Source organism: Streptomyces lancefieldiae (assembly GCF_031845825.1).
Lineage (GTDB): Bacteria > Actinomycetota > Actinomycetes > Streptomycetales > Streptomycetaceae > Streptomyces > Streptomyces lancefieldiae.
This window is the reverse complement of the sequence record NZ_JAVRFH010000034.1, coordinates 1-23,472: the sequence shown is the minus strand read 5'-3', so window position 1 is coordinate 23,472 and position 23,472 is coordinate 1. Positions and strand designations below refer to the sequence as shown.

Sequence of the window (23,472 nt, the reverse complement as noted above, 5' to 3'; positions counted from 1 at the left end):
TCACAAGCGCGGAGAGACGCACACGAAAGGGGCTCCCGTACGCACCGTACGGGAGCCCCTTCGCCAGGAGTCGCGGGGTCAGCCGCCGAACTCGTGCAGACCCTTGAGTGCCTGGTCCAGCAGCGCCTGCCGGCCCTCCAGCTCACGCTCGAGCTTGTCGGCCTTGGCGTTGTTGCCCTGGGCGCGGGCCTGCTCGATCTGGGACCGCAGCTTGTCCACGGCGGCCTGCAGCTGACCGGTCAGCCCCTCGGCACGCGCGCGTGCCTCCGGGTTCGTCCGGCGCCACTCGGTCTCCTCGGCCTCCTGGAGCGCCCGCTCGACCGCGTGCATCCGGCCCTCGACCTTCGGCCGGGCGTCGCGCGGCACGTGGCCGATGGCCTCCCAGCGCTCGTTGACCGAGCGGAACGCGGCGCGCGCCGCCTTGAGGTCGGTGACCGGCAGGAGCTTCTCGGCCTCCTCGGCCAGCTCCTCCTTGAGCTTCAGGTTCTCGGCCTGCTCGGCGTCCCGCTCGGCGAAGACCGAGCTGCGGGCGGCGAAGAACACGTCCTGGGCGCCGCGGAAGCGGTTCCACAGGTCGTCCTCGTGCTCCCGCTGGGCGCGGCCCGCGGCCTTCCACTCGGACATCAGGTCGCGATAGCGCGCGGCCGTCGGACCCCAGTCCGTCGAGCTCGACAGCGCCTCGGCCTCGGCGACCAGCCGCTCCTTGGTCCGGCGAGCCTCCTCGCGCTGGGAGTCGAGCTGCGCGAAGTGCTGCTTGCGGCGCTTGGAGAACGCCGAGCGCGCGTGCGAGAAGCGGTGCCACAGCTCGTCGTCGGACTTGCGGTCCAGGCGCGGCAGGCCCTTCCAGGTGTCGACCAGGGAGCGCAGCCGCTCACCGGCCGCCCGCCACTGGTCGGACCGCGCCAGCTCCTCGGCCTCGGCGACCAGTGCCTCCTTGGCGCCGCGCGCCTCGTCGGACTGCTTCGCCCGCTGTGCCTTGCGCTCCTCGCGGCGCGTCTCCACCAGGGCGACGAGCTTGTCCAGCCGGGCCCTGAGGGCGTCGAGGTCGCCGACCGCGTGGTGCGCGTCGACCTGTTCACGCAGGTGGTCGACGGCGGCCTGGGCGTCCTTCGCCGACAGGTCGGTGGTCTTCACCCGCTTCTCGAGGAGGCCGATCTCGACAACCAGGCCTTCGTACTTGCGTTCGAAATAGGCCAGCGCCTCCTCGGGGGAGCCTGCCTGCCAGGAACCGACGACCTTCTCGCCGTCGGCCGTACGCACGTACACGGTCCCCGTCTCGTCGACGCGGCCCCACGGGTCGCTGCTCACAGCGCCTCCTCCACATGATGCCTGCGGAGGGCTTCGCTACCCCCGGGCATCGTCCACAGTTTCGTCACGGCCAACATAGGCGACCGGCGGGGGGCCTGTCCGCATCCCGCGCGACCGAACTTCGCTGATGAGGGTCAGGATTTCGTGACGGTGGCCTTGTCGATCACGACCGTCGCGTTGGGCGCTCCGTCTCCCGCGCCGGTGCTCTCGCCCGCCGCGGCGATCTTCTTCAACACCGTCATGCCCTCGTCCGAGATGGTGCCGAACGGCGTGTAGCTGGGCGGCAACGGGCTGTTCTGGTACACGAGGAAGAACTGGCTGCCGCCGGAGCCCGGCTGGCCGGTGTTCGCCATCGCCACCGTGCCCGCCGGGTACGTGTTCTCCTTCAGGCTCTTGTCCTTCAGGTTCTCGTCCGGAATGGTGTAGCCGGGTCCGCCGTTGCCCTGGCCGGTCGGGTCGCCGCACTGGAGCACGTAGATGCCGTTGGTGGTGAGCCGGTGGCACGGCGTGTGGTCGAAGAAGCCCTTGCCGGCCAGGAAGTCGAACGAGTTGACGGTGTGCGGCGCCGCCGACGCCTTCAGGGCGATGTCTATGTCGCCGCAGGTCGTCGCCAATTTCATCGTGTACTTCGCCGACTTGTCGATGGTCATCGCAGGTTCCTTCTTCCAGGTCTGCGTCTTGACCTCGCCCTTGGCGGGCTTCTCGCACGGGTCCGGCGCCTTGCTGCTCGCCGAGGCGCTCGGCGTGACCTCCGCGCTCGCGTTCGTCTTGTCGTCGTCCCCGAGGACCACTCCGGTCGTGTACAACGCGACACTGCCGATCACGATCACGCCGACCACCGACGCGACCGCGGCGTTGCGCATGCGCGCCTTGCGTCGCGCGGAGGTACGTCGCTGCTGCTGCCGCAAGAACTTCTCCCGGGCGAGCTGACGCCGCCGCTGCTCCTGGGTGACCACCGGGCTCTCTCCTCATGCGTCTTCGTGTGCCGACCGGTACGCGGGGGCGCGATGACCGACCGTCTGCGTGTAGCCCCGTACCGTATATGGGTTCGCTGAGGAATCGGCACCGCCGGTAGGCTCTGGGGATGGGCGCGGCCCGTTCGCAAGCCCACCCGTACCGACACAAACGAAGGACGATCGTGCTCATTGCCGGGTTCCCCGCCGGGGCCTGGGGGACGAACTGCTACCTCGTCGCCCCCGCCGCCGGTGAGGAGTGCGTGATCATCGACCCGGGCCATCAGGCCGCCCAGGGAGTCGAGGAGGCACTCGCCAAGCATCGGCTCAAGCCCGTCGCCGTCGTCCTCACCCACGGCCACATCGACCACGTGGCCTCGGTCGTCCCCGTGTGCGGCGCGCACGGCGTACCGGCGTGGATCCACCCCGACGACCGGTACATGATGAGCGACCCCGAGAAGGGGATCGGCCGCACCATCGGGATGCCGCTCATGGGCGAGCTGACCGTGGGGGAGCCGGACGACGTCCGCGAGATGACCGACGGCGCGAAGCTGGAGCTGGCGGGCCTGGAGCTGACGGTCGCGCACGCGCCGGGCCATACCAAGGGGTCGGTGACCTTCGGCCTGCCCGAGGCGGCGGACATCCCGCCGCTCCTCTTCTCGGGCGACCTGCTGTTCGCCGGCTCCATCGGACGCACCGACCTGCCCGGCGGTGACATGGCCGAGATGCTCGACTCGCTGGCCCGCGTGTGCCTGCCGCTCGACGACTCGACCGTGGTGCTGTCCGGCCACGGCCCCCAGACGACCATCGGCCAGGAGCGCGCCACCAACCCGTATCTGCGGCAGGTGGCGGCGGGCCGCCAAGAGCACGGCGCCCCCGAGGCTCCCCGACGACGAATGTGACGAGAGACTTTCCGTGAGCACCTTCAAGGCCCCCAAGGGCACGTACGACCTGCTGCCGCCGGACTCCGCCAAGTACCTGGCCGTCCGCGAGGCGATCGCGGCCCCGCTGCGCAACTCCGGCTACGGCTACATCGAGACGCCCGGTTTCGAGAACGTCGAGCTCTTCGCGCGCGGTGTCGGTGAGTCGACCGACATCGTGTCCAAGGAGATGTACGTCTTCGAGACCAAGGGCGGCGACCGGCTCGCCCTTCGCCCGGAGACCACCGCTCCCGTACTGCGCGCGGTCCTGGAGGCCAACCTGCACAAGGCGGGCAACCTGCCGGTGAAGGTCTGGTACTCGGGCTCGCAGTACCGCTACGAGCGCCCGCAGAAGGGCCGTTACCGCCACTTCTCCCAGGTCGGTGCCGAGGCGATCGGCACCGAGGACCCGGCACTGGACGCCGAACTGATCATCCTGGCCGACCAGTCGTACCGCGCGCTGGGCCTGCGGAACTTCCGCATCCTGCTCAACTCCCTGGGCGACAAGGAGTGCCGCCCCGTCTACCGGGCCGCCCTCCAGGACTTCCTGCGCGGCCTCGACCTGGACGAGGACACGCTGCGCCGCGCCGAGATCAACCCGCTGCGGGTCCTGGACGACAAGCGTTCCGAGGTGCAGAAGCAGTTGACCGACGCGCCGCTGCTGCGCGACTACCTGTGCGACGCCTGCAAGGCGTACCACGAGCAGGTCCGCGAGCTGATCACGGCGGCGGGCGTCGTCTTCGAGGACGACCCGAAGCTGGTGCGCGGCCTGGACTACTACACGCGCACGACGTTCGAGTTCGTCCACGACGGCCTCGGCTCCCAGTCCGCGGTGGGCGGCGGCGGCCGCTACGACGGCCTGTCCGAGATGATCGGCGGCCCGTCCCTGCCGTCCGTGGGCTGGGCCCTCGGTGTCGACCGCACCGTCCTCGCCCTGGAGGCGGAGGGCATCGAACTGGACATCCCGTCCGCGACCTCCGTCTTTGCGGTCCCGCTCGGCGAGGAGGCCCGCCGGATCCTGTTCGCCAAGGTCACCGAACTGCGCAAGAACGGCGTCGCCGCCGACTTCTCCTACGGCGGCAAGGGCCTGAAGGCCGCGATGAAGGCCGCCAACCGCTCGGGCGCCCGCTACGCCCTGGTGCTCGGCGAGCGCGACCTCGCCGAGGGCGTCGTCCAGCTCAAGGACATGGAGTCCGGCGAACAGACCGCGATCGGCGTCAACGAGGTCGTCGCGGAGCTGGAGTCGAGGCTCGGCTAGCAGGCCGCAGGCCCCGCCCGCCCTCGGGGGGCCGCGCGTATTCGTTCACGCGTGCCCCCGGGGAACGGGAACCGTCCGGAACCACCCGTTCGGGGCCATCGGCGGTGCGCTCTTATGCTCATCCAACGGTGGCTGTACAGGGTGGTGCGGCACAATGGCCCTGCCCGAAGCAGGTCCGACTCTCCAGTGACGGAATCGGCGTGATGAGCAAGACGACAGTGAAGGACGTCTCCACCGTGGCAGAGTCCGCGCCGGAACCCACCGCCCGAGCACCGCGCACCGAGGGCGGCAGCCGGGCCCTCGCGTTGCTGCTGGTGATCACGGGCGCGGCCGGCCTGCTCGCCGCGTGGGTCATCACGATCGACAAGCAGAAGCTGCTCGAGGCCAAGATCGCCGGCACGACGTTCACGCCCGGCTGCAGCCTCAACCCCGTCGTCTCCTGCGGCAGCGTCATGGAGAGCGACCAGGCCACCGTCTTCGGCTTCCCCAACCCGATGCTGGGCCTGGTCGCCTACGGCATGGTGATCTGCGTCGGGATGAGCCTGCTCGCCCGGGCGAGCTTCCCGCGCTGGTACTGGCTCACCTTCAACGCCGGCTGCCTGTTCGGCGTCGGGTTCGTGACGTGGCTGCAGTTCCAGTCCCTGTACCGGATCAACGCGCTGTGCCTGTGGTGCTGCCTGGCCTGGGTCGCCACCATCCTGATGTTCTGGTACGTGACGTCGTTCAACGTCCGCAAGGGCTTCCTGCCCGCGCCGAACTGGCTCAAGGGCTTCTTCGGCGAGTTCACCTGGGTGCTGCCGGTGCTGCACATCGGCATCATCGGGATGATGATCCTGACCCGCTGGTGGGACTTCTGGACCAGCTGAGGGGCCGCCCGGCGGGCGGGCTGCGGCCGCGTCCGCCGCGTTGTCAGTGCGGTGCTGTGCTCGCTGGGGGGCAACCCCCGGACCCCCGGTAGGGTTCTTGCGTGGAGCCCGACCTGTTCACCGCCGCAGCAGAAGAACGCCAGGAGAAGGACCCGACCGGCAGCCCTCTCGCCGTGCGGATGCGCCCGCGCACCCTCGACGAGGTCGTCGGTCAGCAGCACCTCCTCAAGCCGGGGTCACCGCTGCGCAGACTGGTCGGCGAGGGCGCCGCCGGACCCGCCGGACCCTCCTCCGTGATCCTCTGGGGCCCGCCGGGCACCGGCAAGACCACCCTCGCGTACGTCGTCTCCAAGGCCACCAACAAGCGGTTCGTGGAGCTGTCGGCGATCACCGCGGGCGTCAAGGAGGTCCGCGCGGTCATCGACGGCGCCCGCCGCGCGGTCGGCGGGTACGGCAAGGAGACCGTCCTCTTCCTCGACGAGATCCACCGTTTCAGCAAGGCCCAGCAGGACTCCCTGCTCCCGGCCGTCGAGAACCGCTGGGTCACCCTGATCGCCGCCACCACCGAGAACCCGTACTTCTCGGTGATCTCCCCGCTGCTCTCCCGCTCCCTCCTCCTCACCCTCGAACCCCTCACCGACGACGACGTCCGGGGCCTGCTCCGCCGCGCCCTGACGGACGAACGCGGCCTGGGGGAGGCCGTCACGCTCCCCGAGGACGCCGAGAACCACCTGCTGCGCATCGCCGGCGGCGACGCCCGCCGCGCGCTGACCGCCCTGGAGGCCGCCGCCGGGGCCGCGCTCGACAAGGGCGAGGCCGAGGTCACCCTGGCCACGCTGGAGGAGACCGTCGACCGGGCGGCCGTGAAGTACGACCGCGACGGCGACCAGCACTACGACGTCGCCAGCGCCCTGATCAAGTCCATCCGCGGCTCCGACGTGGATGCCGCCCTGCACTACCTGGCCCGGATGATCGAGGCCGGCGAGGACCCCCGGTTCATCGCGCGGCGCCTGATGATCTCCGCCAGCGAGGACATCGGCCTCGCCGACCCGAACGCGCTGCCCATCGCCGTCGCCGCCGCCCAGGCCGTCGCCATGATCGGCTTCCCCGAGGCCGCCCTCACCCTCAGCCACGCCACCATCGCCCTGGCCCTCGCCCCGAAGTCCAACGCCGCGACCACCGCCATCGGCGCCGCCCTGGACGACGTGCGCAAGGGGCACGCCGGGCCGGTCCCGGCCCATCTGCGCGACAGCCACTACAAGGGCGCGGGCAAGCTCGGACACGGCCAGGGGTACGTGTACCCGCACGACCTGCCGGAGGGCATCGCCGCCCAGCAGTACGCCCCGGACGAGCTGAAGGAGCGGACGTACTACGCCCCGACCCGGCACGGCGCCGAGGCGCGGTACGCCGACGCCGTCGCGTGGACCCGGGGACACCTCGGTCGCAAGGGGTCGTGAGCAGCCTGTAGAATCGCCCGAAGTGCTGAGTCCCGTGCAGTCAGAACGGGACAACCAGCCGGAACCCCCAGCGGGTTCCAGGAGCGTCGCGCACCGTCGAACGGTGTCGCGGGCAGCCCACCACCACCCGGAATCCCGGTAACGGTCGGTGGGCCACTCGCGTGCTGCACGTATGTGCCCAGACCAGGGGAGCGGCTGCCCGGCAGGTCCCACGCGGACCCGGCGGGTTTTCCCGGCTGCGGATGCGACCTCCCTCAACCCTGACAAGCCGGAAACCAGGAAAGAGACACAGACAGTGGCGAACCAGTCCCGCCCCAAGGTCAAGAAGTCGCGTGCCCTCGGCATCGCGCTGACGCCGAAGGCCGTCAAGTACTTCGAGGCCCGCCCCTACCCGCCGGGCGAGCACGGCCGCGGCCGCAAGCAGAACTCGGACTACAAGGTCCGTCTGCTCGAGAAGCAGCGTCTGCGCGCGCAGTACGACCTGAGCGAGCGCCAGCTCGTCCGCGCCTACGAGCGTGCCTCCAAGACCAACATGAAGACCGGCGAGGCCCTGGTCATCGAGCTCGAGCGCCGTCTCGACGCGCTGGTCCTGCGTTCGGGCATCGCCCGCACGATCTACCAGGCCCGCCAGATGGTCGTGCACGGCCACATCCAGGTCAACGGCCAGAAGGTCGACAAGCCGTCCTTCCGCGTCCGCCCGGACGACGTCGTGCAGGTGCGCGAGCGCTCCAAGGAGAAGACCCTCTTCACGATCGCCCGTGAGGGTGGCTTCGCCCCCGAGGGCGAGACCCCGCGCTACCTCCAGGTGAACCTCAAGGCCCTGGCGTTCCGCCTGGACCGCGAGCCGAACCGCAAGGAGATCCCGGTGATCTGCGACGAGCAGCTCGTCGTCGAGTACTACGCCCGCTGACCCCAGCCCCGGCGCAGTACTGCACCAGCGGTACCTCAGCCCGCCGTCTCCCCGCCCTTCCGGGTGGGCGAGCCGGCGGGCTTCGCCGTACGCGCGCCCGCCGTGGCACGCCTCCCGGCCCCGCGCGGCGCCGGCAGCGAGGCCGGCACCCCGGGCCGCCGCAGCGCCCGCGACACGGCCTCCCGGCGGCCGAGCCGCGCCCCGTGCCCCGCGCACTCCTCGTACCGCTCGTCGCCCAGCTGTTCCCGGGCGGCCGTCTCGCACAGCTCGTGCGGCGCGTTGTAGTGCGCCGAGCCGAACAGCGGCAGCCCCACCGACGGCCACATCCGTCCGGCGGCACCCTGGAGCACCGCCGCCTCCGCCGCGTCACCCTCCGCCAGCGTGACCAGGGCCAGCAGCTCCACTGCCAGCACCGAGCCCAGCTGGTCCCGGAAGCGGTGCGCACTGCCCAGGCAGTCCGCCAGCAGCTCGCGGGCGCGCACCGGCTCGCCGTCGTTCCAGGCCGCGTAGGCCAGCACGTACAGCGCGTACCCCCGGGCCCAGCGCTCGCCGTGGTCCTCGCACACCTGGCGCACGTCCTCGCACAGCCGCACCGCGTCCGGCAGATCGCCCTGGAACGCCCGTGTCATCGCCAGCTCCACCTGGCCCATCAGGACGTTGCTGTTGAGCTCGCCGATCTCGTGGTAGCGCTCCAGCGCGGAGCGCAACAGCGACTCCGCGCGCGGTATGTCGTCCGCGACCAGCGCCAGACAGCCGGTGCGGTGCTCCGCGTAGGCCACCGCCGTGGGGTTGGCCGACCGCTCGGCCTTCTCCCGGCACTCCTGGAGCGCCGCCAGCGCGGGCACCGTGTCCCCCTGCAGGATCGCCACGTGGCCGAGCACCCACAGCGCCTTCAGCCGGGACTGCTCGCCCGCCGTCCGCTCCGTGTCCAGGCGCACCGCCTGCTCCAGCCAGCGCCGCCCCTCCGACAGCCGTCCGCAGCCGACCCAGTGGAACCACAGGGCGCCCGCCAGGTACTGCCCCAGGTGCGCCTCGTCCGGCTCGGCCAGGCACTGCTCCAGGGCGCTGCGCAGATTGGGCAGCTCCGCCTCCACCCGCGCGGCGACCTCGCGCTGGCGCGGCGAGAACCACTCCAGCTCGCACCAGGTGGCCAGACCCACGTACCAGTCCCGGTGCCGCCGCCGCAGCCGCGTCGCGTCGCCCATCGCCTCCAGCCAGTCGGCGCCGTACGCCCGCACGGTGTCGAGCATCCGGTAGCGCACCCCGGCCGGAGTCTCCTCGCGGGTCAGCACGGACTGGGCGAGGAGCGCGGACAGCACGTCGAGCACGTCGTCGGCGGACAGCCCGCCGCCGCTGCACACGTACTCGGCGGCCTCCAGGTCGAACGGTCCCGCGAACACCGACAGCCGCGCCCACAGCAGCCGCTCCGCCGGCGTGCACAGCTCGTGGCTCCAGCCGATGGCCGTGCGCAGCGTCCGGTGCCGGGGCAGCGCGGTGCGGTCCCCGCCGGTCAGCAGGCGGAAGCGGTCGTCCAGCCGTTGCAGCACCTGCCTCGGCGACAGCGCGCCCAGCCGTCCCGCGGCCAGCTCGATCGCCAGCGGGATCCCGTCCAGACGCCGGCACAGCTCGCGCAGCTCCCCGCGGTCCTCGTCCAGGTCGTCGTCGTACCCGAGCGTCACCTGCCGCTGCGCCGCCCGGACGGTCAGCAGCTCCACCGCCTCCTCGGGGGTCAGCGGCGTCAGCGGAACCAGCCGCTCCCCGGCCACGCCGAGTGGTCTGCGCCCCACCGCCAGGATCCGCAGCCCCGGGGCGCGGCCCAGCAGGTCGGCCGCCAGCGCGGCGCACGCGTCCACGAGGTGCTCGACCCCGTCGAGGACCAGCAGCAGCTCCCGCTCGGCGAGGTGCGCGAGCAGTGTCTCGCGCGGCAACCGTGCCGTGTGGTCGGTCAGGCCCAGCGCCTCGACGACCGCGTAGTCGACGAACTCCTCGTCGCGCACCGGCGCCAGCTCCACCCGCCACACCCCGTCCCGGGGCGTGCGTCGCGCGGCCGCCCGCGCCGCCAGCCGCGACTTCCCGACCCCGCCGGCCCCGGTCACGGTCACCAACCGTGCGGAATCCAGTGCCCGGGCCAGCGCGGCGAGTTCCGACGCCCGCCCCACGAAGGTGTCGAGTTCCAGCGGGAGGTTGCCGTGCGGGGTGCCGTCGCGCCGAAGGTCTCGCATGGAACACGCAGCGTACTCAACCGTATTCATTCCGTACAATCGCTGCGCGCGACTCCACCGCGCGCGGAGGGTAATCCGGTACGGAGCTCCACGCCCGGCGCGATAGGCTCGGTGCACGACTTTCTCGATGTTCAGGCACGTCTTTCAGGGGAGCGGGTGCACACAGTGTCCGGTGGCGAGGTGGCCGGGATCCTGGTGGCCGTCTTCTGGGCGATCCTGGTCTCCTTCCTCGCCGTCGCGCTGGCGAGGCTGGCCCAGACGCTCAGGGCGACCACCAAGCTCGTGGCGGACGTGACCGACCAGGCCGTCCCGCTGCTGGCCGACGCCTCCTCGGCGGTGCGCTCCGCGCAGACCCAGATCGACCGGGTCGACGCGATCGCCTCCGACGTCCAGGAGGTCACGTCGAACGCCTCCGCGCTGTCGACCACCGTGGCCTCCACCTTCGGCGGCCCCCTGGTCAAGGTCGCGGCGTTCGGGTACGGCGTGCGACGGGCACTCGGCGGCCGCAAGGAGGACCTGCCGGCCAAGGACCCGCGGCGCACCGTGATCGTCGGCCGTACGATCCCGGCCGCGCGGCGGACGAAGCGGAAGAAGGACTGATCCAGCGATGTTCCGCCGTACGTTCTGGTTCGGGACCGGCGTCGCCGCCGGCGTCTGGGCCACCACCAAGGTCAACCGGAAGCTCAGGCAGCTGACGCCGGACAGCCTCGCCGCGACCGCGGCGAACAAGGCGCTCGACGCGGGCACCCGGCTCAAGGACCGAGCGGTGGGCTTCGCGCTCGACGTCCGCGACAACATGGCCCAGCGAGAGGCCGAACTGGACGACGCGCTCGGGCTGAACGCGCCCGTCGACGGCGAACTCCCCGCACCCCGGCGCCTCGCCGCCATCGAGAACCGCACCATCGAGAACCGCAACAACCCGAAGTCCGTCGTCGACGTCAGGACGACGTACTCGTACAACCGGAATGAGGACCACTGATGGAGTCGGCCGAGATTCGTCGCCGCTGGTTGAGCTTCTTCGAGGAGCGCGGTCACACCGTCGTCCCTTCGGCGTCGCTCATCGCGGACGACCCGACTCTGCTGCTGGTCCCGGCCGGCATGGTGCCGTTCAAGCCCTACTTCCTCGGGGACGTCAAGCCGCCCTTCGACCGCGCCACCAGCGTGCAGAAGTGCGTGCGCACGCCCGACATCGAAGAGGTCGGCAAGACCACGCGGCACGGCACGTTCTTCCAGATGTGCGGCAACTTCTCCTTCGGCGACTACTTCAAGGAAGGCGCCATCAAGTACGCCTGGGAGCTGCTCACCAGCCCCCAGGACAAGGGCGGTTACGGCCTCGACCCCGAGCGTCTGTGGATCACCGTGTACCAGGACGACGACGAGGCCGAGCGCATCTGGCACGACGTCGTCGGCGTCCCGTCCGAGCGCATCCAGCGCCTCGGCAAGAAGGACAACTACTGGTCCATGGGCGTCCCCGGCCCCTGCGGCCCGTGCTCCGAGATCAACTACGACCGCGGCCCCGAGTTCGGCGTCGAGGGCGGCCCCGCCGTCAACGACGAGCGGTACGTGGAGATCTGGAACCTCGTCTTCATGCAGTACGAGCGGGGCGAGGGCATCGGCAAGGAGGACTTCGAGATCCTCGGAGACCTGCCGAGCAAGAACATCGACACGGGCCTCGGCCTGGAGCGCCTCGCCATGATTCTGCAGGGCGTGCAGAACATGTACGAGATCGACACCTCCATGGCGGTCATCAAGAAGGCCACCGACCTGACCGGCGTGGCCTACGGCGACGCCCACGCCTCGGACGTCTCCCTGCGCGTGGTCACCGACCACATGCGCACCTCCGTGATGCTCATCGGCGACGGCGTCACCCCCGGCAACGAGGGCCGCGGCTACGTCCTGCGCCGCATCATGCGCCGCGCCATCCGCAACATGCGCCTGCTCGGCGCCACCGGCCCGGTCGTCAAGGACCTGATCGACGTCGTGATCGAGATGATGGGGCAGCAGTACCCCGAGCTGATCACCGACCGCGAGCGGATCGAGAAGGTCGCCCTCGCCGAGGAGAACGCCTTCCTGAAGACCCTGAAGGCCGGCACCAACATCCTCGACACCGCCGTCAGCGACACCAAGGCCGCCGGCGGCAGCGTCCTGGCCGGCGACAAGGCCTTCCTGCTCCACGACACCTGGGGCTTCCCGATCGACCTCACCCTGGAGATGGCCGCCGAGCAGGGGCTCTCCGTGGACGAGGACGGGTTCCGCCGCCTGATGAAGGAGCAGCGGGAGCGCGCCAAGGCCGACGCCCAGGCCAAGAAGACCGGGCACGCCGGCGTCGGCGCCTACCGCGAGATCGCCGACCAGGCCGGTGCCACCGACTTCGTCGGGTACACGGACACCGAGAGCGAGTCCACGATCGTCGGCATCCTCGTCGACGGCGTCTCCTCCCCGGCCGCCACCGAGGGCGACGAGGTGGAGATCGTCCTCGACCGCACCCCGTTCTACGCCGAGGGCGGCGGCCAGATCGGCGACACCGGCCGGATCAAGATCGACACCGGTGCCGTGATCGACGTCCGGGACTGCCAGAAGCCGGTTCCGGGCGTGTACGTCCACAAGGGCGTGGTCCAGGTCGGCGAGGTCACCGTCGGTGCCAAGGCCCAGGCCTCCATCGACGACCGGCGCCGCAAGGCCATCGCCCGCGCCCACTCGGCCACCCACCTCACCCACCAGGCCCTGCGCGACGCCCTCGGCCCGACGGCCGCCCAGGCCGGTTCCGAGAACCAGCCCGGCCGCTTCCGCTTCGACTTCGGTTCGCCCTCCGCCGTGCCGACGGCCGTGATGACCGACGTGGAGCAGAAGATCAACGAGGTGCTGGCCCGCGACCTGGACGTGCGCGCCGACGTCATGGGCATCGACGAGGCCAAGAAGCAGGGCGCCATCGCCGAGTTCGGCGAGAAGTACGGCGAGCGCGTGCGCGTCGTGACCATCGGCGACTTCTCCAAGGAACTGTGCGGCGGCACCCATGTGCACAACACCGCCCAGCTCGGTCTGGTCAAGCTGCTCGGCGAGTCGTCCATCGGCTCCGGGGTGCGCCGCATCGAGGCCCTGGTCGGCGTGGACGCCTACAACTTCCTCGCCCGTGAGCACACGGTCGTCGCCCAGCTCCAGGAGCTGATCAAGGGCCGCCCGGAGGAGCTTCCGGAGAAGGTCTCCGCCATGCTCGGCAAGCTGAAGGACGCCGAGAAGGAGATCGAGAAGTTCCGCGCCGAGAAGGTCCTCCAGGCCGCCGGCGGCCTCGCCGACTCCGCCAAGGACGTACGCGGCGTCGCCCTGGTCACCGGCCAGGTCCCGGACGGCACCACCGCCGACGACCTGCGCAAGCTGGTCCTCGACGTGCGCGGCCGCATCCAGGGCGGCCGGGCCGCGGTCGTCGCCCTGTTCACCACGGTCAACGGCAAGCCGCTGACCGTCATCGCCACCAACGAGGCCGCCCGCGAGCGCGGTCTCAAGGCCGGTGACCTGGTCCGTACCGCCGCCAAGACCCTCGGCGGCGGCGGTGGCGGCAAGCCGGACGTCGCCCAGGGCGGCGGCCAGAACCCGGCCGCCATCGGCGACGCCGTCGACGCCGTCGAGCGGCTCGTGGCGGACACCGCCAAGTGAGCGCCGACCAGCAGGACACTCCGGCGCTGCGCCGGGGCCGCCGCCTCGCCGTCGACGTCGGGGACGCCCGTATCGGGGTCGCTTCGTGCGACCCCGACGGGATCCTCGCCACGCCGGTGGAGACCGTCCCCGGACGGGACGTCCCGGCGGCGCACCGCCGTCTGAAGCAGCTCGTCGACGAGTACGAGCCGATCGAGGTCGTCGTCGGCCTCCCTCGCTCCCTCAAGGGGGGCGAGGGCCCGGCGGCGGTCAAGGTCCGTGGCTTCGCGCAGGAGCTGGCCAGGGGCATCGCGCCCGTCCCGGTGCGTCTGGTCGACGAGCGGATGACGACCGTGACCGCGAGCCAGGGACTGCGTGCCTCCGGAGTGAAGTCCAGGAAGGGCCGGTCCGTCATCGACCAGGCGGCCGCTGTGATCATCCTCCAGCAGGCACTGGAATCCGAACGGGTGTCAGGCAGAGCCCCCGGTGAGGGCGTCGAAGTGGCCGACTGATCGCGATACGGTAACGTTCCGCGCGATGCGGAGGCATTCGAACAGCCACCGCACAGCAAGAGGCGGAACGGAAGCCGGCCCCCATGACAGGCCGCGCGCACCACCTCCTCGCGGCACAAGGGGATCGATGACCGAGTATGGCCGGGGCCCAGGCTCCGAACCGTGGCATCCGGAGGACCCGTTGTACGGGGACGGCGGATGGGGCGGACAGCAGGCCCATACGGGTCAGCAGCCCCCCTATGGCGGCCAGCCACAGCAGTATCCGGAGCAGCAGCCCCAGCAGCCGCAGTACGGCGAGTGGGGCGACGGTGGCCAGCCCTCGTACGGTCAGCAGCCGCAGTACGACCAGTACGGTCAGCAGCAGTCTGGGCCGCAGTACGACCAGTACGGTCAGCAGCAGCACCCTGAGCCGCAGTACGACCAGTACGGTCAGCAGCACCCTGAGCCGCAGTACGACCAGTACGGTCAGCAGCACCCTGAGCCGCAGTACGACCAGTACGGTCAGCAGCATCCCGGGCCGCAGCACGACCAGCACGGTCAGCAGGGGTACGACCACCAGCAGTACGACCAGCAGCACGGCTCCCAGCCGCAGCCCCAGCAGGGCTACGACAACACTGGCTGGGGCACCGGCGGACAGCCCGACGCCCAGTACCCCTCCGACCCGTCGGACCCCTATGGCCGGCAGACACCCTCCTACGGAGGCGAGCAGCCCGACCTGTACGGCACTCCGGAGGCGTACCCGCCGCCGGAGCCCCCCGCCCGCCGGCGCGCCGAACCCGAGCCGCAGCGCACCGACCGGGACCCTGGCCCCGACGAGGGCGAGCACGCCTTCTTCGCCGGCGGGGACTCCGAAGCCGACGCCGCCGCCGACGACGACAAGGGCGATGACGGCGGGCGCGGAGAACGCAGGGGCCGGGGCGGCAAGCCGCCCAAGAAGCGCCGCAACGGATTCGCCTGCCTCGTGGTCTGCCTGGTGCTGGGCGGCGGCGTGGCCGGGGTCGGGTATTTCGGTTACCAGTTCTACCAAGATCGTTTCGGCCCGGCCCCGGACTTCGCGGGCGACGGCAACGGCGAGGCGGTGACCGTCACCATCCCGAAGGGTTCGGGCGGCTCGACCATCGGACAGGAGCTCAAACGCCAGGGCGTGGTGAAGAGCGTCGACGCCTTCATCGCTGCCCAGCAGAGCAATCCGCGCGGCAAGAGCATCCAGGACGGCGTGTACACGCTGCAGAAGGAGATGTCGGCCGCGAGCGCGGTCGAACTCCTGCTCAACCCCAAGAGCCGCAGCAACCTGATCATCGCCGAGGGCAAGCGCAACGTCGACGTCTACAAGCTCATCGACAAGCGCCTCGAGGTGGCCGAGGGCACCACGGCGAAGGTCGCCAAGGCCCAGTGGAAGAGCCTCGGCCTGCCCGACTGGGCGATGAACCACAAGAACGTGAAGGACCCCCTGGAGGGCTTCCTCTACCCGTCCAGCTACTCGGCGGCCAAGGGCCAGAAACCCGAGGACGTGCTGAAGCAGATGGTGGCACGCGCCAACGAGCAGTACGAGAAGGTCGGACTCGAGGAGAAGGCGGAGGGCCTCGGCCTCGACGGGCCGTGGCAGCTGCTCACCGTGGCGAGCCTGGTGCAGGCCGAGGGCAAGACCCACGAGGACTTCCGCAAGATGTCCGAGGTCATCTACAACCGGCTCGAGCCCACCAACACCGAGACCAACCAGGAGCTCCAGTTCGACTCGAGCTTCAACTACCTGATGGGCCAGAGCGAGATCCGCATCAGCGAGTCCGAGATCAACAACAACCCGGACCCGTACAACACCTACACCAACAAGGGCCTGCCGCCCGGACCCATCGGCAACCCCGGCGAAGAGGCGATCCAAGCGGCGTTGAACCCCACGGAGGACGGCTGGATGTACTTCGTGGCCACCGACGGCGTGAAGAAGACCGAGTTCGCCAAGACGCACGACGAGTTCCTGAAGCTGAAGGACAAATTCGATGCCAGCTCCGGCAACTGACCGTCGCAAAGCCGCCGTCCTCGGCTCGCCGATCGCCCACTCCCTCTCCCCGGTGCTGCACCGCACCGCCTACGCCGAGATGGGCCTGGAGAACTGGACGTACGACCGCTTCGAGGTCGACGAGGCGGCGCTGCCGGGCTTCTTCGAGAAGCTGGGCGCCGAGTGGGCGGGACTGTCGCTGACCATGCCGCTCAAGCGGGCGGTCATCCCGCTGCTGGACGGGATCAGTGAGACGGCGGCCTCCGTGGACGCGGTGAACACCGTGGTCTTCACCGAGGACGGCCGCAGGACCGGCGACAACACCGACATTCCCGGCATGATCGCCGCCCTGCGCGAGCACGGCATCGAGAAGGTCGAGACCGCCGCGGTTCTCGGCGCCGGCGCCACCGCGTCCTCCGCGCTGGCCGCGCTGGCCCGGATCTGCACGGGCGAGGTCGCCGTCTACGTACGCAGCGAGGCACGCGCCGCCGAGATGCGGGGCTGGGCCGAGCGGCTGGACGTCGAGGTGCGCATCGCGGACTGGGCGGACGCCGAGGAGGCGCTGCGCGCCCCGCTGGTCGTGGCCACCACGCCGGCCGGCACCACCGACGCCCTCGCCGCCGCCGTGCCCGAGATGCCGTCGGCCCTCTTCGACGTGCTCTACGACCCCTGGCCGACCGCGCTCGCCGCCCGCTGGTCGGCGTACGGCGGTGCGGTGGTCGGCGGACTCGACCTGCTGGTTCACCAGGCGGTGCTCCAGGTGGAGCAGATGACGGGCCGCGCTCCGGCCCCGCTCGCCACCATGCGCGAAGCCGGAGAGCGAGCCCTCGCGAACCGGTAGGAACACGAGCGCGGGATCGTCCTTCGACGGGCGGTGCGGCGGGGAGCCCATGCCCGGCCTCAGCGGGGAGCGGCCGCCCGTCCGTCAGATGGACCGGCGATCGAGCCCGGTGGTCGTCGTGGGAGGATCGGAGGTGGCGGACCGGGGCCGCGCACCCGGTACACGCCGTCGCCGTACGCGCAGGAGACGCGTACGCAGGGCATAACCCGGGCGCGAGCACTGAGGAGCACCGTTGAGCAGGTTGCGCTGGCTGACCGCGGGGGAATCCCACGGTCCCGCACTGGTTGCGACGCTGGAGGGTCTGCCCGCCGGCGTGCCGATCACCACGGACATGGTGGCGGACCATCTGGCGAGGCGGCGCCTGGGCTACGGGCGCGGTGCACGGATGAAGTTCGAGCGGGACGAGGTCACCTTCCTCGGCGGCGTCCGGCACGGCCTCACCCTCGGCTCCCCGGTCGCGATCATGGTAGGCAACACCGAGTGGCCCAAGTGGGAGCAGGTCATGTCCGCCGACCCGGTGGACCCGGAGGTGCTCTCCGGCCTCGCCCGCAACGCGCCGCTGACCCGCCCCCGCCCCGGCCACGCCGACCTCGCGGGCATGCAGAAGTACGGCTTCGACGAGGCCCGGCCGATCCTGGAGCGTGCCTCCGCGCGCGAGACGGCCGCCCGGGTCGCCCTGGGCGCCGTGGCGCGGTCGTACCTCAAGGAGACGGCGGGCATCGAGATCGTCAGTCACGTCGTCGAGCTGGCCGCCGCCAAGGCGCCCTACGGCGTGTACCCGACGCCGGCGGACGTCGAGCGGCTGGACGCCGATCCGGTGCGCTGCCTGGACGCGGACGCCTCGAAGGCGATGGTCGCGGAGATCGACCAGGCCCACAAGGACGGGGACACCCTCGGCGGTGTGGTCGAGGTGCTGGCGTACGACGTCCCCGTGGGCCTCGGCTCGCACGTGCACTGGGACCGGCGCCTGGACGCCCGGCTGGCCGCCGCCCTCATGGGCATCCAGGCCATCAAGGGCGTCGAGGTCGGCGACGGCTTCGGTCTCGCGCGGGTGCCGGGTTCCAAGGCGCACGACGAGATCCTGACCGGCCCCGACGGCATCAAGCGGGCCACCGGCCGCTCCGGCGGCACCGAGGGCGGCCTCACCACCGGCGAGCTGCTGCGCGTGAAGGCGGCGATGAAGCCCATCGCGACCGTGCCGCGGGCCCTGCAGACCGTGGACGTCGCCACCGGCGAGGCCGCGCAGGCCCACCACCAGCGCTCCGACGTGTGCGCGGTGCCGGCCGCCGGCATCGTCGCCGAGGCCATGGTCGCTTTGGTCCTGGCGGACGCGGTGGCGGAGAAGTTCGGCGGCGACAGCGTGCCGGAGACCCGGCGCAACGTGCGGTCGTACCTCGACAACCTGGCCATCCGATGAGCAGGCCGCTGGTCGTCCTGGTCGGCCCCATGGGCGTCGGCAAGTCCACGGTCGGGCAGCTGCTGGCCGAGCGCCTCGGCACCGGCTACCGGGACACCGACGAGGACATCGTCCGTGTGCGGGGGCGATCCATCGCCGAGATCTTCGTGGACGAGGGCGAGCCCGCCTTCCGTGTCCTGGAGAAGACGGCCGTGCACACGGCCCTCGCCGAGCACGACGGCGTCCTCGCCCTCGGTGGCGGCGCGATCCTGGACGCGGACACCCGCGGCCTGCTCGCCGGGCAGCGCGTCGTCTACCTCTCGATGGACGTCGAGGAGGCGGTCAGGCGCACCGGCCTGAACGCCGCGCGCCCGCTGCTGGCGGTCAACCCGCGCAAGCAGTGGCGCGAGCTGATGGAGGCCCGCCGGCACCTCTACGAGGAGGTCGCCACGGTCGTCGTGGCCACCGACGGCCGCACGCCGGAAGAAGTCACCCAAGCCGCTCTCGACGCAGTGGAGCTGAAGGAAGCATGAGCGAGGCAGTCACCCGTATCCAGGTCGGCGGCACGGCGGGATCCGAGCCGTACGAGGTCCTGGTGGGCCGTCAGCTGCTGGGCGAGCTCGGCGGCCTGATCGGCGCGAAGGCCAAGCGGGTCGCGGTGATCCACCCCGAGGCGCTCGCCGAGACCGGGGACGCGCTCCGCGCCGACCTCGCCGAGCAGGGCTACGACGCGATCGCCATCCAGGTGCCCAACGCCGAGGAGGCCAAGACCGCCGAGGTCGCCGCCTACTGCTGGAAGGCGCTCGGCCAGTCAGGGTTCACCCGCACCGACGTCATCGTCGGTGTCGGCGGCGGCGCCAGCACCGACGTGGCCGGGTTCGTGGCCGCGACCTGGCTGCGCGGGGTGCGCTGGATCGCCGTCCCCACCACCGTGCTGGCCATGGTCGACGCGGCCGTCGGCGGCAAGACCGGCATCAACACCGCCGAGGGCAAGAACCTCGTAGGCGCCTTCCATCCGCCGGCCGGCGTCCTGTGCGACCTCGCCGCCCTGGACTCCCTCCCGGTCAACGACTACGTCTCCGGCCTCGCCGAGGTCATCAAGGCCGGCTTCATCGCCGACCCGGCGATCCTGGACCTGATCGAGTCCGACCCCCAGGCCGCGCGCACCCCGGCCGGGCCGCACACCGCCGAGCTGATCGTGCGCTCGATCAAGGTCAAGGCGGAGGTCGTCTCCTCCGACCTGAAGGAAGCGGGCCGCAGGGAGATCCTGAACTACGGTCACACGCTCGGCCACGCCATCGAGAAGAACGAGCGCTACAAGTGGCGCCACGGGGCCGCGGTCTCCGTCGGCATGCACTTCGCCGCCGAACTGGGCCGCCTCGCGGGCCGGTTGGACGACGCCACCGCCGACCGCCACCGGAGCATCCTCGAAGCGGTCGGCCTGCCGCTCCACTACCGCTACGACCAGTGGCCCAAGCTGGTGGAGAACATGAAGGTCGACAAGAAGTCCCGCGGCGACCTGCTGCGCTTCATCGTCCTGGACGGGCTGGCCAAGCCCACCGTCCTGGAGGGACCCGACCCGGCCGTCCTCCTCGCCGCCTACGGCGAGGTGGGCGAGTAGTACCCCGGCGTACCTTCCGTCCGATTCGCCTTGCGGGACGGGCACTTCGGGCCGCCCCCGGCCGTTCACCAAACGACGGCCGGGGGCGGTACCGTTCGGGCGGGGGTCCCCACACGCCCTTTAGGCTGTGGGGGAAAGCGGGCGGCTGACCGTCCACCGTCAGCGCCCATCGCCTGTACGAGACGGAGTGGCACCGGATGCAGCACGCAGTGGGTTCTCCGCTGCCGCCGCCCCCTCAGCCGGGGCACGGACCGGCCGTCGGCTGGTCCCCGGCCGCGCACCACCCGGGTCCGCCGCACCACGGCTCCGCCCCCGTGCCGCCGCCGGGGGCGCAGGGGTACCCCGCGCGGGCCCCGCACCCCGTGGCCCCGCAGCAGACGCCCGAACCGCGGCAGGTCACGGGACCGCAGCAGGTTCCGGGCCGGCACCCGGTGGCCCCTGTCCCGCCCGTGCCGGAAGCCACCGGCCATGTACCGCTGCCGCCGGGCGGTCCCGTGGCCGTGCCCAGTGCGCCCCCCGCCGCGGTCGCCGCGCCCGACCCCACCACGACCACCCTCGCGGTGCTGCTCATCGGTCCCGCGGGCGCCGGCAAGACCAGCGTCGCCAAGTACTGGGCGGACCATCGCCGGGTCCCCACCGCGCACATCAGCCTCGACGACGTCCGCGAATGGGTCCGCTCAGGCTTCGCCGACCCCCAGACGGGCTGGAACGAGAACTCCGAGGCCCAGTACCGTCTCGCCCGCCGCACCTGCGGCTTCTCCGCGCGCAACTTCCTCGCCAACGGCATCTCCTGCATCCTTGACGACGCGGTCTTCCCGGACCGCCCGGTCGTCGGCCTCGGCGGCTGGAAACGGCACGTCGGACCCGGCCTGCTCCCGGTCGTCCTCCTGCCGGGCCTGGACGTCGTCCTGGAGCGCAACGCCGAACGCAGCGGGAACCGGCGGCTCACCGACGAGGAGGTCGCCCGCATCCACGGCCGCATGGCCGGATGGTACGGCTCGGGCCTCCCCATCATCGACAACTCCCAGCTCGACGTACCGGAAACGGCCCAGGTCCTGGACGAGGTCCTGTCCCGCTCCATAGCCAGCCCGCCGAACTGGTAGACGCCCTTCGGGGCAGCGCCCCCCAAGGGGCGCGGGGAACGGCGCGACAAGCCCCCACCGGTGGGTCGCACGCCGTACAACGACAAGCCCCACCCCCCGGTCGGCGCACCCGGCGTTCCCCGGCCCCGCCCACTCGGCCCACCCGAGCGGCGCCCCCCGAGCGGAGCTCTTACGCTCGGCTCATGTCAGAGGTGTACGCGGCCCGCCGGACGTGCCTACGAGAACGCTGCAACGCGGGCGGCAGCGCGGCGGCGCTCGTCTCCCGGCCCGCCAACGTGCGCTATCTCGCGGGCGCCGCCCCGCACGGCGCCGTGCTGCTGCTCGGCAAGACCGAGGACCTGCTGGTCTGCGCCGGACCTCCGGGCGACCGGCCGACGGAGGGACGGCCCGACGAGTTGCTGTCGGTGCGGGTCCTGCCCGGCCCCGGCGGCGATCCCGCCGTCGCGGCCACCGGACTCGCCGTGGCGCAGGGCGCCGAGTCCCTCGCCGCGGAGGACCACCACCTCACCGTGGTCCGGCACCGGGCCATGCGCTCGGTGGCACCCCGGCTGCGCCTGACCGACCTCGGTCAAGCGGTCGAGCAGCTCCGGGTGGTCAAGGACGAGGAGGAGATCTCCTGCCTGCGCATCGGCGCGGAGATCGCGGACCAGGCCCTCGGCGAGCTCCTGGAGTCCATCCTGGTGGGCCGTACCGAGCGGCACCTCGCCCTGGAGCTGGAGCGCCGTCTGGTCGACCACGGCGCCGACGGCCCCGCCTTCCCGACGTCCGTCGGCACCGGCCCCCACGCGGGGCGCCGCGGTCACCGGCCCACCGACCGGCGTGTGGAGGAGGGCGACTTCCTCTCCGTCTGCCTGGGCGCGACCTACCGCGGCTACCGCTGCGAGATCGGCCGCACGTTCGTCATCGGTACCTCGCCGGCCGACTGGCAGATCGAGCTGTACGACCTCGTCTTCTCCGCGCAGCGGGCCGGCCGGGAGGCCCTGGTACCCGGCGCCGCCTGCCGCGATGTGGACCGTGCCGCCCGCCAGGTACTGGACTCCGCCGGGTACGCGGAGAACCTTCCGACCCTCACCGGTCACGGTGTCGGACTCGAAATCGACGAGGACCCGCAGTTGGCCCCCGCGGCCATGGGTAAACTGGACGCTTGTGTGCCGGTCACCGTCGAACCGGGGGTCCACCTCCCGGGCCGGGGCGGTGTCCGGATCGATGACACGCTCGTCGTGCGCCCCGAGGCGGACGGCGGACCCGAGCTACTCACCATCACGACCAAGGAGCTGCTCGCGCTCTAGCCTCGCGCTGTGCGCAGGCCCCGGGGTCGTCCACGTCAGTCCAGTCCAGGAGATTCCGCAACCGTGGCTTCCACGAACGACCTCAAGAACGGCCTGGTGCTCAAGCTCGAAGGCGGCCAGCTCTGGTCCGTCGTCGAGTTCCAGCACGTCAAGCCCGGCAAGGGCCCGGCCTTCGTGCGCACCAAGCTCAAGAACGTGCTTTCCGGCAAGGTGGTCGACAAGACCTTCAACGCCGGCGTCAAGGTCGAGACGGCCACTGTCGACAAGCGTGACATGCAGTTCTCGTACATGGACGGCGACTACTTCGTCTTCATGGACATGGAGACCTACGACCAGCTGATGATCGACCGCAAGGTCGTCGGCGACGCCGCCAACTTCCTGGTCGAGGGCTTCGAGGCCACCGTCGCGCAGCACGAGGGCGAGGTGCTCTTCGTCGAGCTGCCCGCCGCCGTCGAGCTGACCGTCCAGGAGACCGAGCCGGGCGTCCAGGGTGACCGCTCCACCGGCGGCACCAAGCCGGCCACGCTGGAGACCGGCCACCAGATCCAGGTCCCGCTCTTCATCACCACCGGCGAGAAGATCAAGGTCGACACCCGCACGAGCGACTACCTCGGCCGGGTGAACAGCTAACCGTGGCTGCCCGCAACACGGCCCGCAAGCGCGCCTTCCAGATCCTCTTCGAGGGTGATCAGCGCGGCGCGGACGTCCTGACGGTCCTCGCCGACTGGGTCCGGCACTCCCGGTCCGACACCCGGCAGCCGCCGGTGAGCGAGTACACGATGGAGCTGGTCGAGGGCTACGCCGAGCGCGCCAAGCGCATCGACGAGCTCATCGCCCAGTACTCGGTCGGCTGGACGCTCGACCGCATGCCGGTCGTCGACCGCAACATCCTGCGTCTCGGCGCGTACGAGCTGATCTGGATGGACGCGACCCCGGACGCCGTCGTCCTCGACGAGATGGTGCAGCTGGCGAAGGAGTTCTCCACGGACGAGTCGCCCGCGTTCGTCAACGGCCTGCTCGGCCGGCTGAAGGAGCTCAAGCCTTCTCTGCGCCGCGACGAGGCCTGACAGACCCGCACATGCCGGAGGGCCCGCAGCCTGGATTCACGCTGCGGGCCCTCCGGCATGCGTCGGGGGGTGCCGGGCGCACGCCAGGCCCGTACAACAGCGCCGGGGTGGGCGGAACCGTTTGGT

The 23,472-nt window shown here is 71.3% G+C and carries 21 protein-coding genes; 18 read left to right on the top strand and 3 right to left on the bottom strand.

The window, feature by feature from the left end; genetic code table 11:
- Positions 1 to 78: 78 nt before the first annotated feature.
- Together RM812_RS27650 and RM812_RS27645 are read right to left on the bottom strand one after the other, a co-directional pair.
- Positions 79 to 1,308 (bottom strand): DUF349 domain-containing protein, encoded by a 1,230-nt coding sequence (locus tag RM812_RS27650; RefSeq protein WP_311577650.1) that lies wholly within the window; start codon positions 1,306 to 1,308, stop codon positions 79 to 81.
- A 134-nt stretch (positions 1,309 to 1,442) separates the two neighbouring features.
- Positions 1,443 to 2,264 carry a peptidylprolyl isomerase gene (locus tag RM812_RS27645; RefSeq protein ID WP_311577647.1) on the bottom strand — a complete coding sequence of 274 codons (822 nt, stop codon included), beginning with the start codon at positions 2,262 to 2,264 and terminating at the stop codon, positions 1,443 to 1,445.
- A gap of 182 nt (positions 2,265 to 2,446) precedes the next feature.
- On the opposite strand from RM812_RS27645, the gene RM812_RS27640 reads away from it, so the two are divergent.
- From RM812_RS27640 to rpsD, 5 genes are all read left to right on the top strand, one after another.
- A complete protein-coding gene (locus RM812_RS27640) occupies positions 2,447 to 3,163 on the top strand; it encodes an MBL fold metallo-hydrolase (RefSeq protein ID WP_311577645.1) in 717 nt (238 codons plus the stop codon).
- Between the two features lie 13 nt (positions 3,164 to 3,176).
- Positions 3,177 to 4,439, top strand: a complete 1,263-nt coding sequence (gene hisS / locus RM812_RS27635) for a histidine--tRNA ligase (RefSeq protein WP_311577642.1) — start codon at positions 3,177 to 3,179, stop codon at positions 4,437 to 4,439.
- A gap of 203 nt (positions 4,440 to 4,642) precedes the next feature.
- On the top strand, positions 4,643 to 5,305 hold the full coding sequence (locus RM812_RS27630) for a vitamin K epoxide reductase family protein (protein WP_311577639.1): 663 nt from the start codon (positions 4,643 to 4,645) through the stop codon (positions 5,303 to 5,305).
- Between the two features lie 101 nt (positions 5,306 to 5,406).
- Entirely contained in the window at positions 5,407 to 6,762 is a 1,356-nt protein-coding gene (locus RM812_RS27625) for a replication-associated recombination protein A (RefSeq protein ID WP_311577636.1), read from the top strand.
- A 295-nt stretch (positions 6,763 to 7,057) separates the two neighbouring features.
- Positions 7,058 to 7,672: a 30S ribosomal protein S4 gene (gene rpsD, locus RM812_RS27620; RefSeq protein WP_030973190.1), complete on the top strand. Its 615-nt coding sequence runs from the start codon at positions 7,058 to 7,060 to the stop codon at positions 7,670 to 7,672.
- Positions 7,673 to 7,707: 35 nt separating this feature from the next.
- Here the strand turns inward: rpsD and RM812_RS27615 are convergent, their stop codons facing one another.
- Positions 7,708 to 9,894: an ATP-binding protein gene (locus RM812_RS27615; RefSeq protein WP_311577630.1), complete on the bottom strand. Its 2,187-nt coding sequence runs from the start codon at positions 9,892 to 9,894 to the stop codon at positions 7,708 to 7,710.
- A 156-nt stretch (positions 9,895 to 10,050) separates the two neighbouring features.
- Between RM812_RS27615 and RM812_RS27610 the strand changes: the two genes are divergently transcribed.
- The 13 genes from RM812_RS27610 to nusB all read left to right on the top strand — a co-directional run bounded on the left by RM812_RS27610 (position 10,051) and on the right by nusB (position 23,346).
- Entirely contained in the window at positions 10,051 to 10,494 is a 444-nt protein-coding gene (locus RM812_RS27610) for a DUF948 domain-containing protein (protein ID WP_311577627.1), read from the top strand.
- Positions 10,495 to 10,501: 7 nt separating this feature from the next.
- Positions 10,502 to 10,873 (top strand): hypothetical protein, encoded by a 372-nt coding sequence (locus RM812_RS27605; protein ID WP_311577624.1) that lies wholly within the window; start codon positions 10,502 to 10,504, stop codon positions 10,871 to 10,873.
- Positions 10,873 to 13,545, top strand: coding sequence for an alanine--tRNA ligase (gene alaS, locus RM812_RS27600; protein WP_311577622.1), 2,673 nt, complete (start codon positions 10,873 to 10,875; stop codon positions 13,543 to 13,545). The genes RM812_RS27605 and alaS overlap by 1 nt, the downstream gene beginning before the upstream one ends.
- Positions 13,542 to 14,036, top strand: coding sequence for a Holliday junction resolvase RuvX (gene ruvX, locus RM812_RS27595; RefSeq protein WP_311577619.1), 495 nt, complete (start codon positions 13,542 to 13,544; stop codon positions 14,034 to 14,036). The genes alaS and ruvX overlap by 4 nt, the downstream gene beginning before the upstream one ends.
- A 127-nt stretch (positions 14,037 to 14,163) precedes the next feature.
- Positions 14,164 to 16,050, top strand: a complete 1,887-nt coding sequence (gene mltG, locus RM812_RS27590; RefSeq protein WP_311577616.1) for an endolytic transglycosylase MltG — start codon at positions 14,164 to 14,166, stop codon at positions 16,048 to 16,050.
- Positions 16,031 to 16,870, top strand: a complete 840-nt coding sequence (locus RM812_RS27585; RefSeq protein ID WP_311577611.1) for a shikimate dehydrogenase — start codon at positions 16,031 to 16,033, stop codon at positions 16,868 to 16,870. The genes mltG and RM812_RS27585 overlap by 20 nt, the downstream gene beginning before the upstream one ends.
- A gap of 232 nt (positions 16,871 to 17,102) precedes the next feature.
- A complete protein-coding gene (gene aroC, locus RM812_RS27580) occupies positions 17,103 to 18,287 on the top strand; it encodes a chorismate synthase (protein ID WP_311577609.1) in 1,185 nt (394 codons plus the stop codon).
- Positions 18,284 to 18,799, top strand: coding sequence for a shikimate kinase (locus RM812_RS27575; protein ID WP_311577606.1), 516 nt, complete (start codon positions 18,284 to 18,286; stop codon positions 18,797 to 18,799). The genes aroC and RM812_RS27575 overlap by 4 nt, the downstream gene beginning before the upstream one ends.
- Positions 18,796 to 19,887, top strand: coding sequence for a 3-dehydroquinate synthase (gene aroB, locus RM812_RS27570; RefSeq protein ID WP_311577603.1), 1,092 nt, complete (start codon positions 18,796 to 18,798; stop codon positions 19,885 to 19,887). The genes RM812_RS27575 and aroB overlap by 4 nt, the downstream gene beginning before the upstream one ends.
- A gap of 197 nt (positions 19,888 to 20,084) precedes the next feature.
- A complete protein-coding gene (locus tag RM812_RS27565; protein ID WP_311577600.1) occupies positions 20,085 to 20,990 on the top strand; it encodes a Pro-rich N-terminal domain-containing protein in 906 nt (301 codons plus the stop codon).
- A 182-nt stretch (positions 20,991 to 21,172) separates the two neighbouring features.
- Complete coding sequence (locus RM812_RS27560) at positions 21,173 to 22,279, top strand: aminopeptidase P family protein (RefSeq protein WP_311577598.1); 1,107 nt, start codon at positions 21,173 to 21,175, stop codon at positions 22,277 to 22,279.
- Between the two features lie 63 nt (positions 22,280 to 22,342).
- On the top strand, positions 22,343 to 22,909 hold the full coding sequence (gene efp / locus RM812_RS27555) for an elongation factor P (protein ID WP_311577595.1): 567 nt from the start codon (positions 22,343 to 22,345) through the stop codon (positions 22,907 to 22,909).
- A 2-nt stretch (positions 22,910 to 22,911) separates the two neighbouring features.
- Positions 22,912 to 23,346 carry a transcription antitermination factor NusB gene (nusB, locus tag RM812_RS27550; protein WP_311577592.1) on the top strand — a complete coding sequence of 145 codons (435 nt, stop codon included), beginning with the start codon at positions 22,912 to 22,914 and terminating at the stop codon, positions 23,344 to 23,346.
- Positions 23,347 to 23,472 lie beyond the last annotated feature (126 nt).

What these genes read in the sequence shown, in the direction of transcription:
- RM812_RS27575 (WP_311577606.1), top strand. Translation starts at nt 18,284, where the DNA reads ATGAGCAGGCCGCTGGTCGTCCTGGTCGGCCCCATGGGCGTCGGCAAG.
- RM812_RS27565 (WP_311577600.1), top strand. Translation starts at nt 20,085, where the DNA reads ATGCAGCACGCAGTGGGTTCTCCGCTGCCGCCGCCCCCTCAGCCGGGG.
- RM812_RS27615 (WP_311577630.1), bottom strand. Translation starts at nt 9,894, where the DNA reads ATGCGAGACCTTCGGCGCGACGGCACCCCGCACGGCAACCTCCCGCTG.
- mltG (WP_311577616.1), top strand. Translation starts at nt 14,164, where the DNA reads ATGACCGAGTATGGCCGGGGCCCAGGCTCCGAACCGTGGCATCCGGAG.
- RM812_RS27585 (WP_311577611.1), top strand. Translation starts at nt 16,031, where the DNA reads ATGCCAGCTCCGGCAACTGACCGTCGCAAAGCCGCCGTCCTCGGCTCG.
- aroB (WP_311577603.1), top strand. Translation starts at nt 18,796, where the DNA reads ATGAGCGAGGCAGTCACCCGTATCCAGGTCGGCGGCACGGCGGGATCC.
- RM812_RS27605 (WP_311577624.1), top strand. Translation starts at nt 10,502, where the DNA reads ATGTTCCGCCGTACGTTCTGGTTCGGGACCGGCGTCGCCGCCGGCGTC.
- alaS (WP_311577622.1), top strand. Translation starts at nt 10,873, where the DNA reads ATGGAGTCGGCCGAGATTCGTCGCCGCTGGTTGAGCTTCTTCGAGGAG.
- RM812_RS27630 (WP_311577639.1), top strand. Translation starts at nt 4,643, where the DNA reads ATGAGCAAGACGACAGTGAAGGACGTCTCCACCGTGGCAGAGTCCGCG.
- RM812_RS27560 (WP_311577598.1), top strand. Translation starts at nt 21,173, where the DNA reads ATGTCAGAGGTGTACGCGGCCCGCCGGACGTGCCTACGAGAACGCTGC.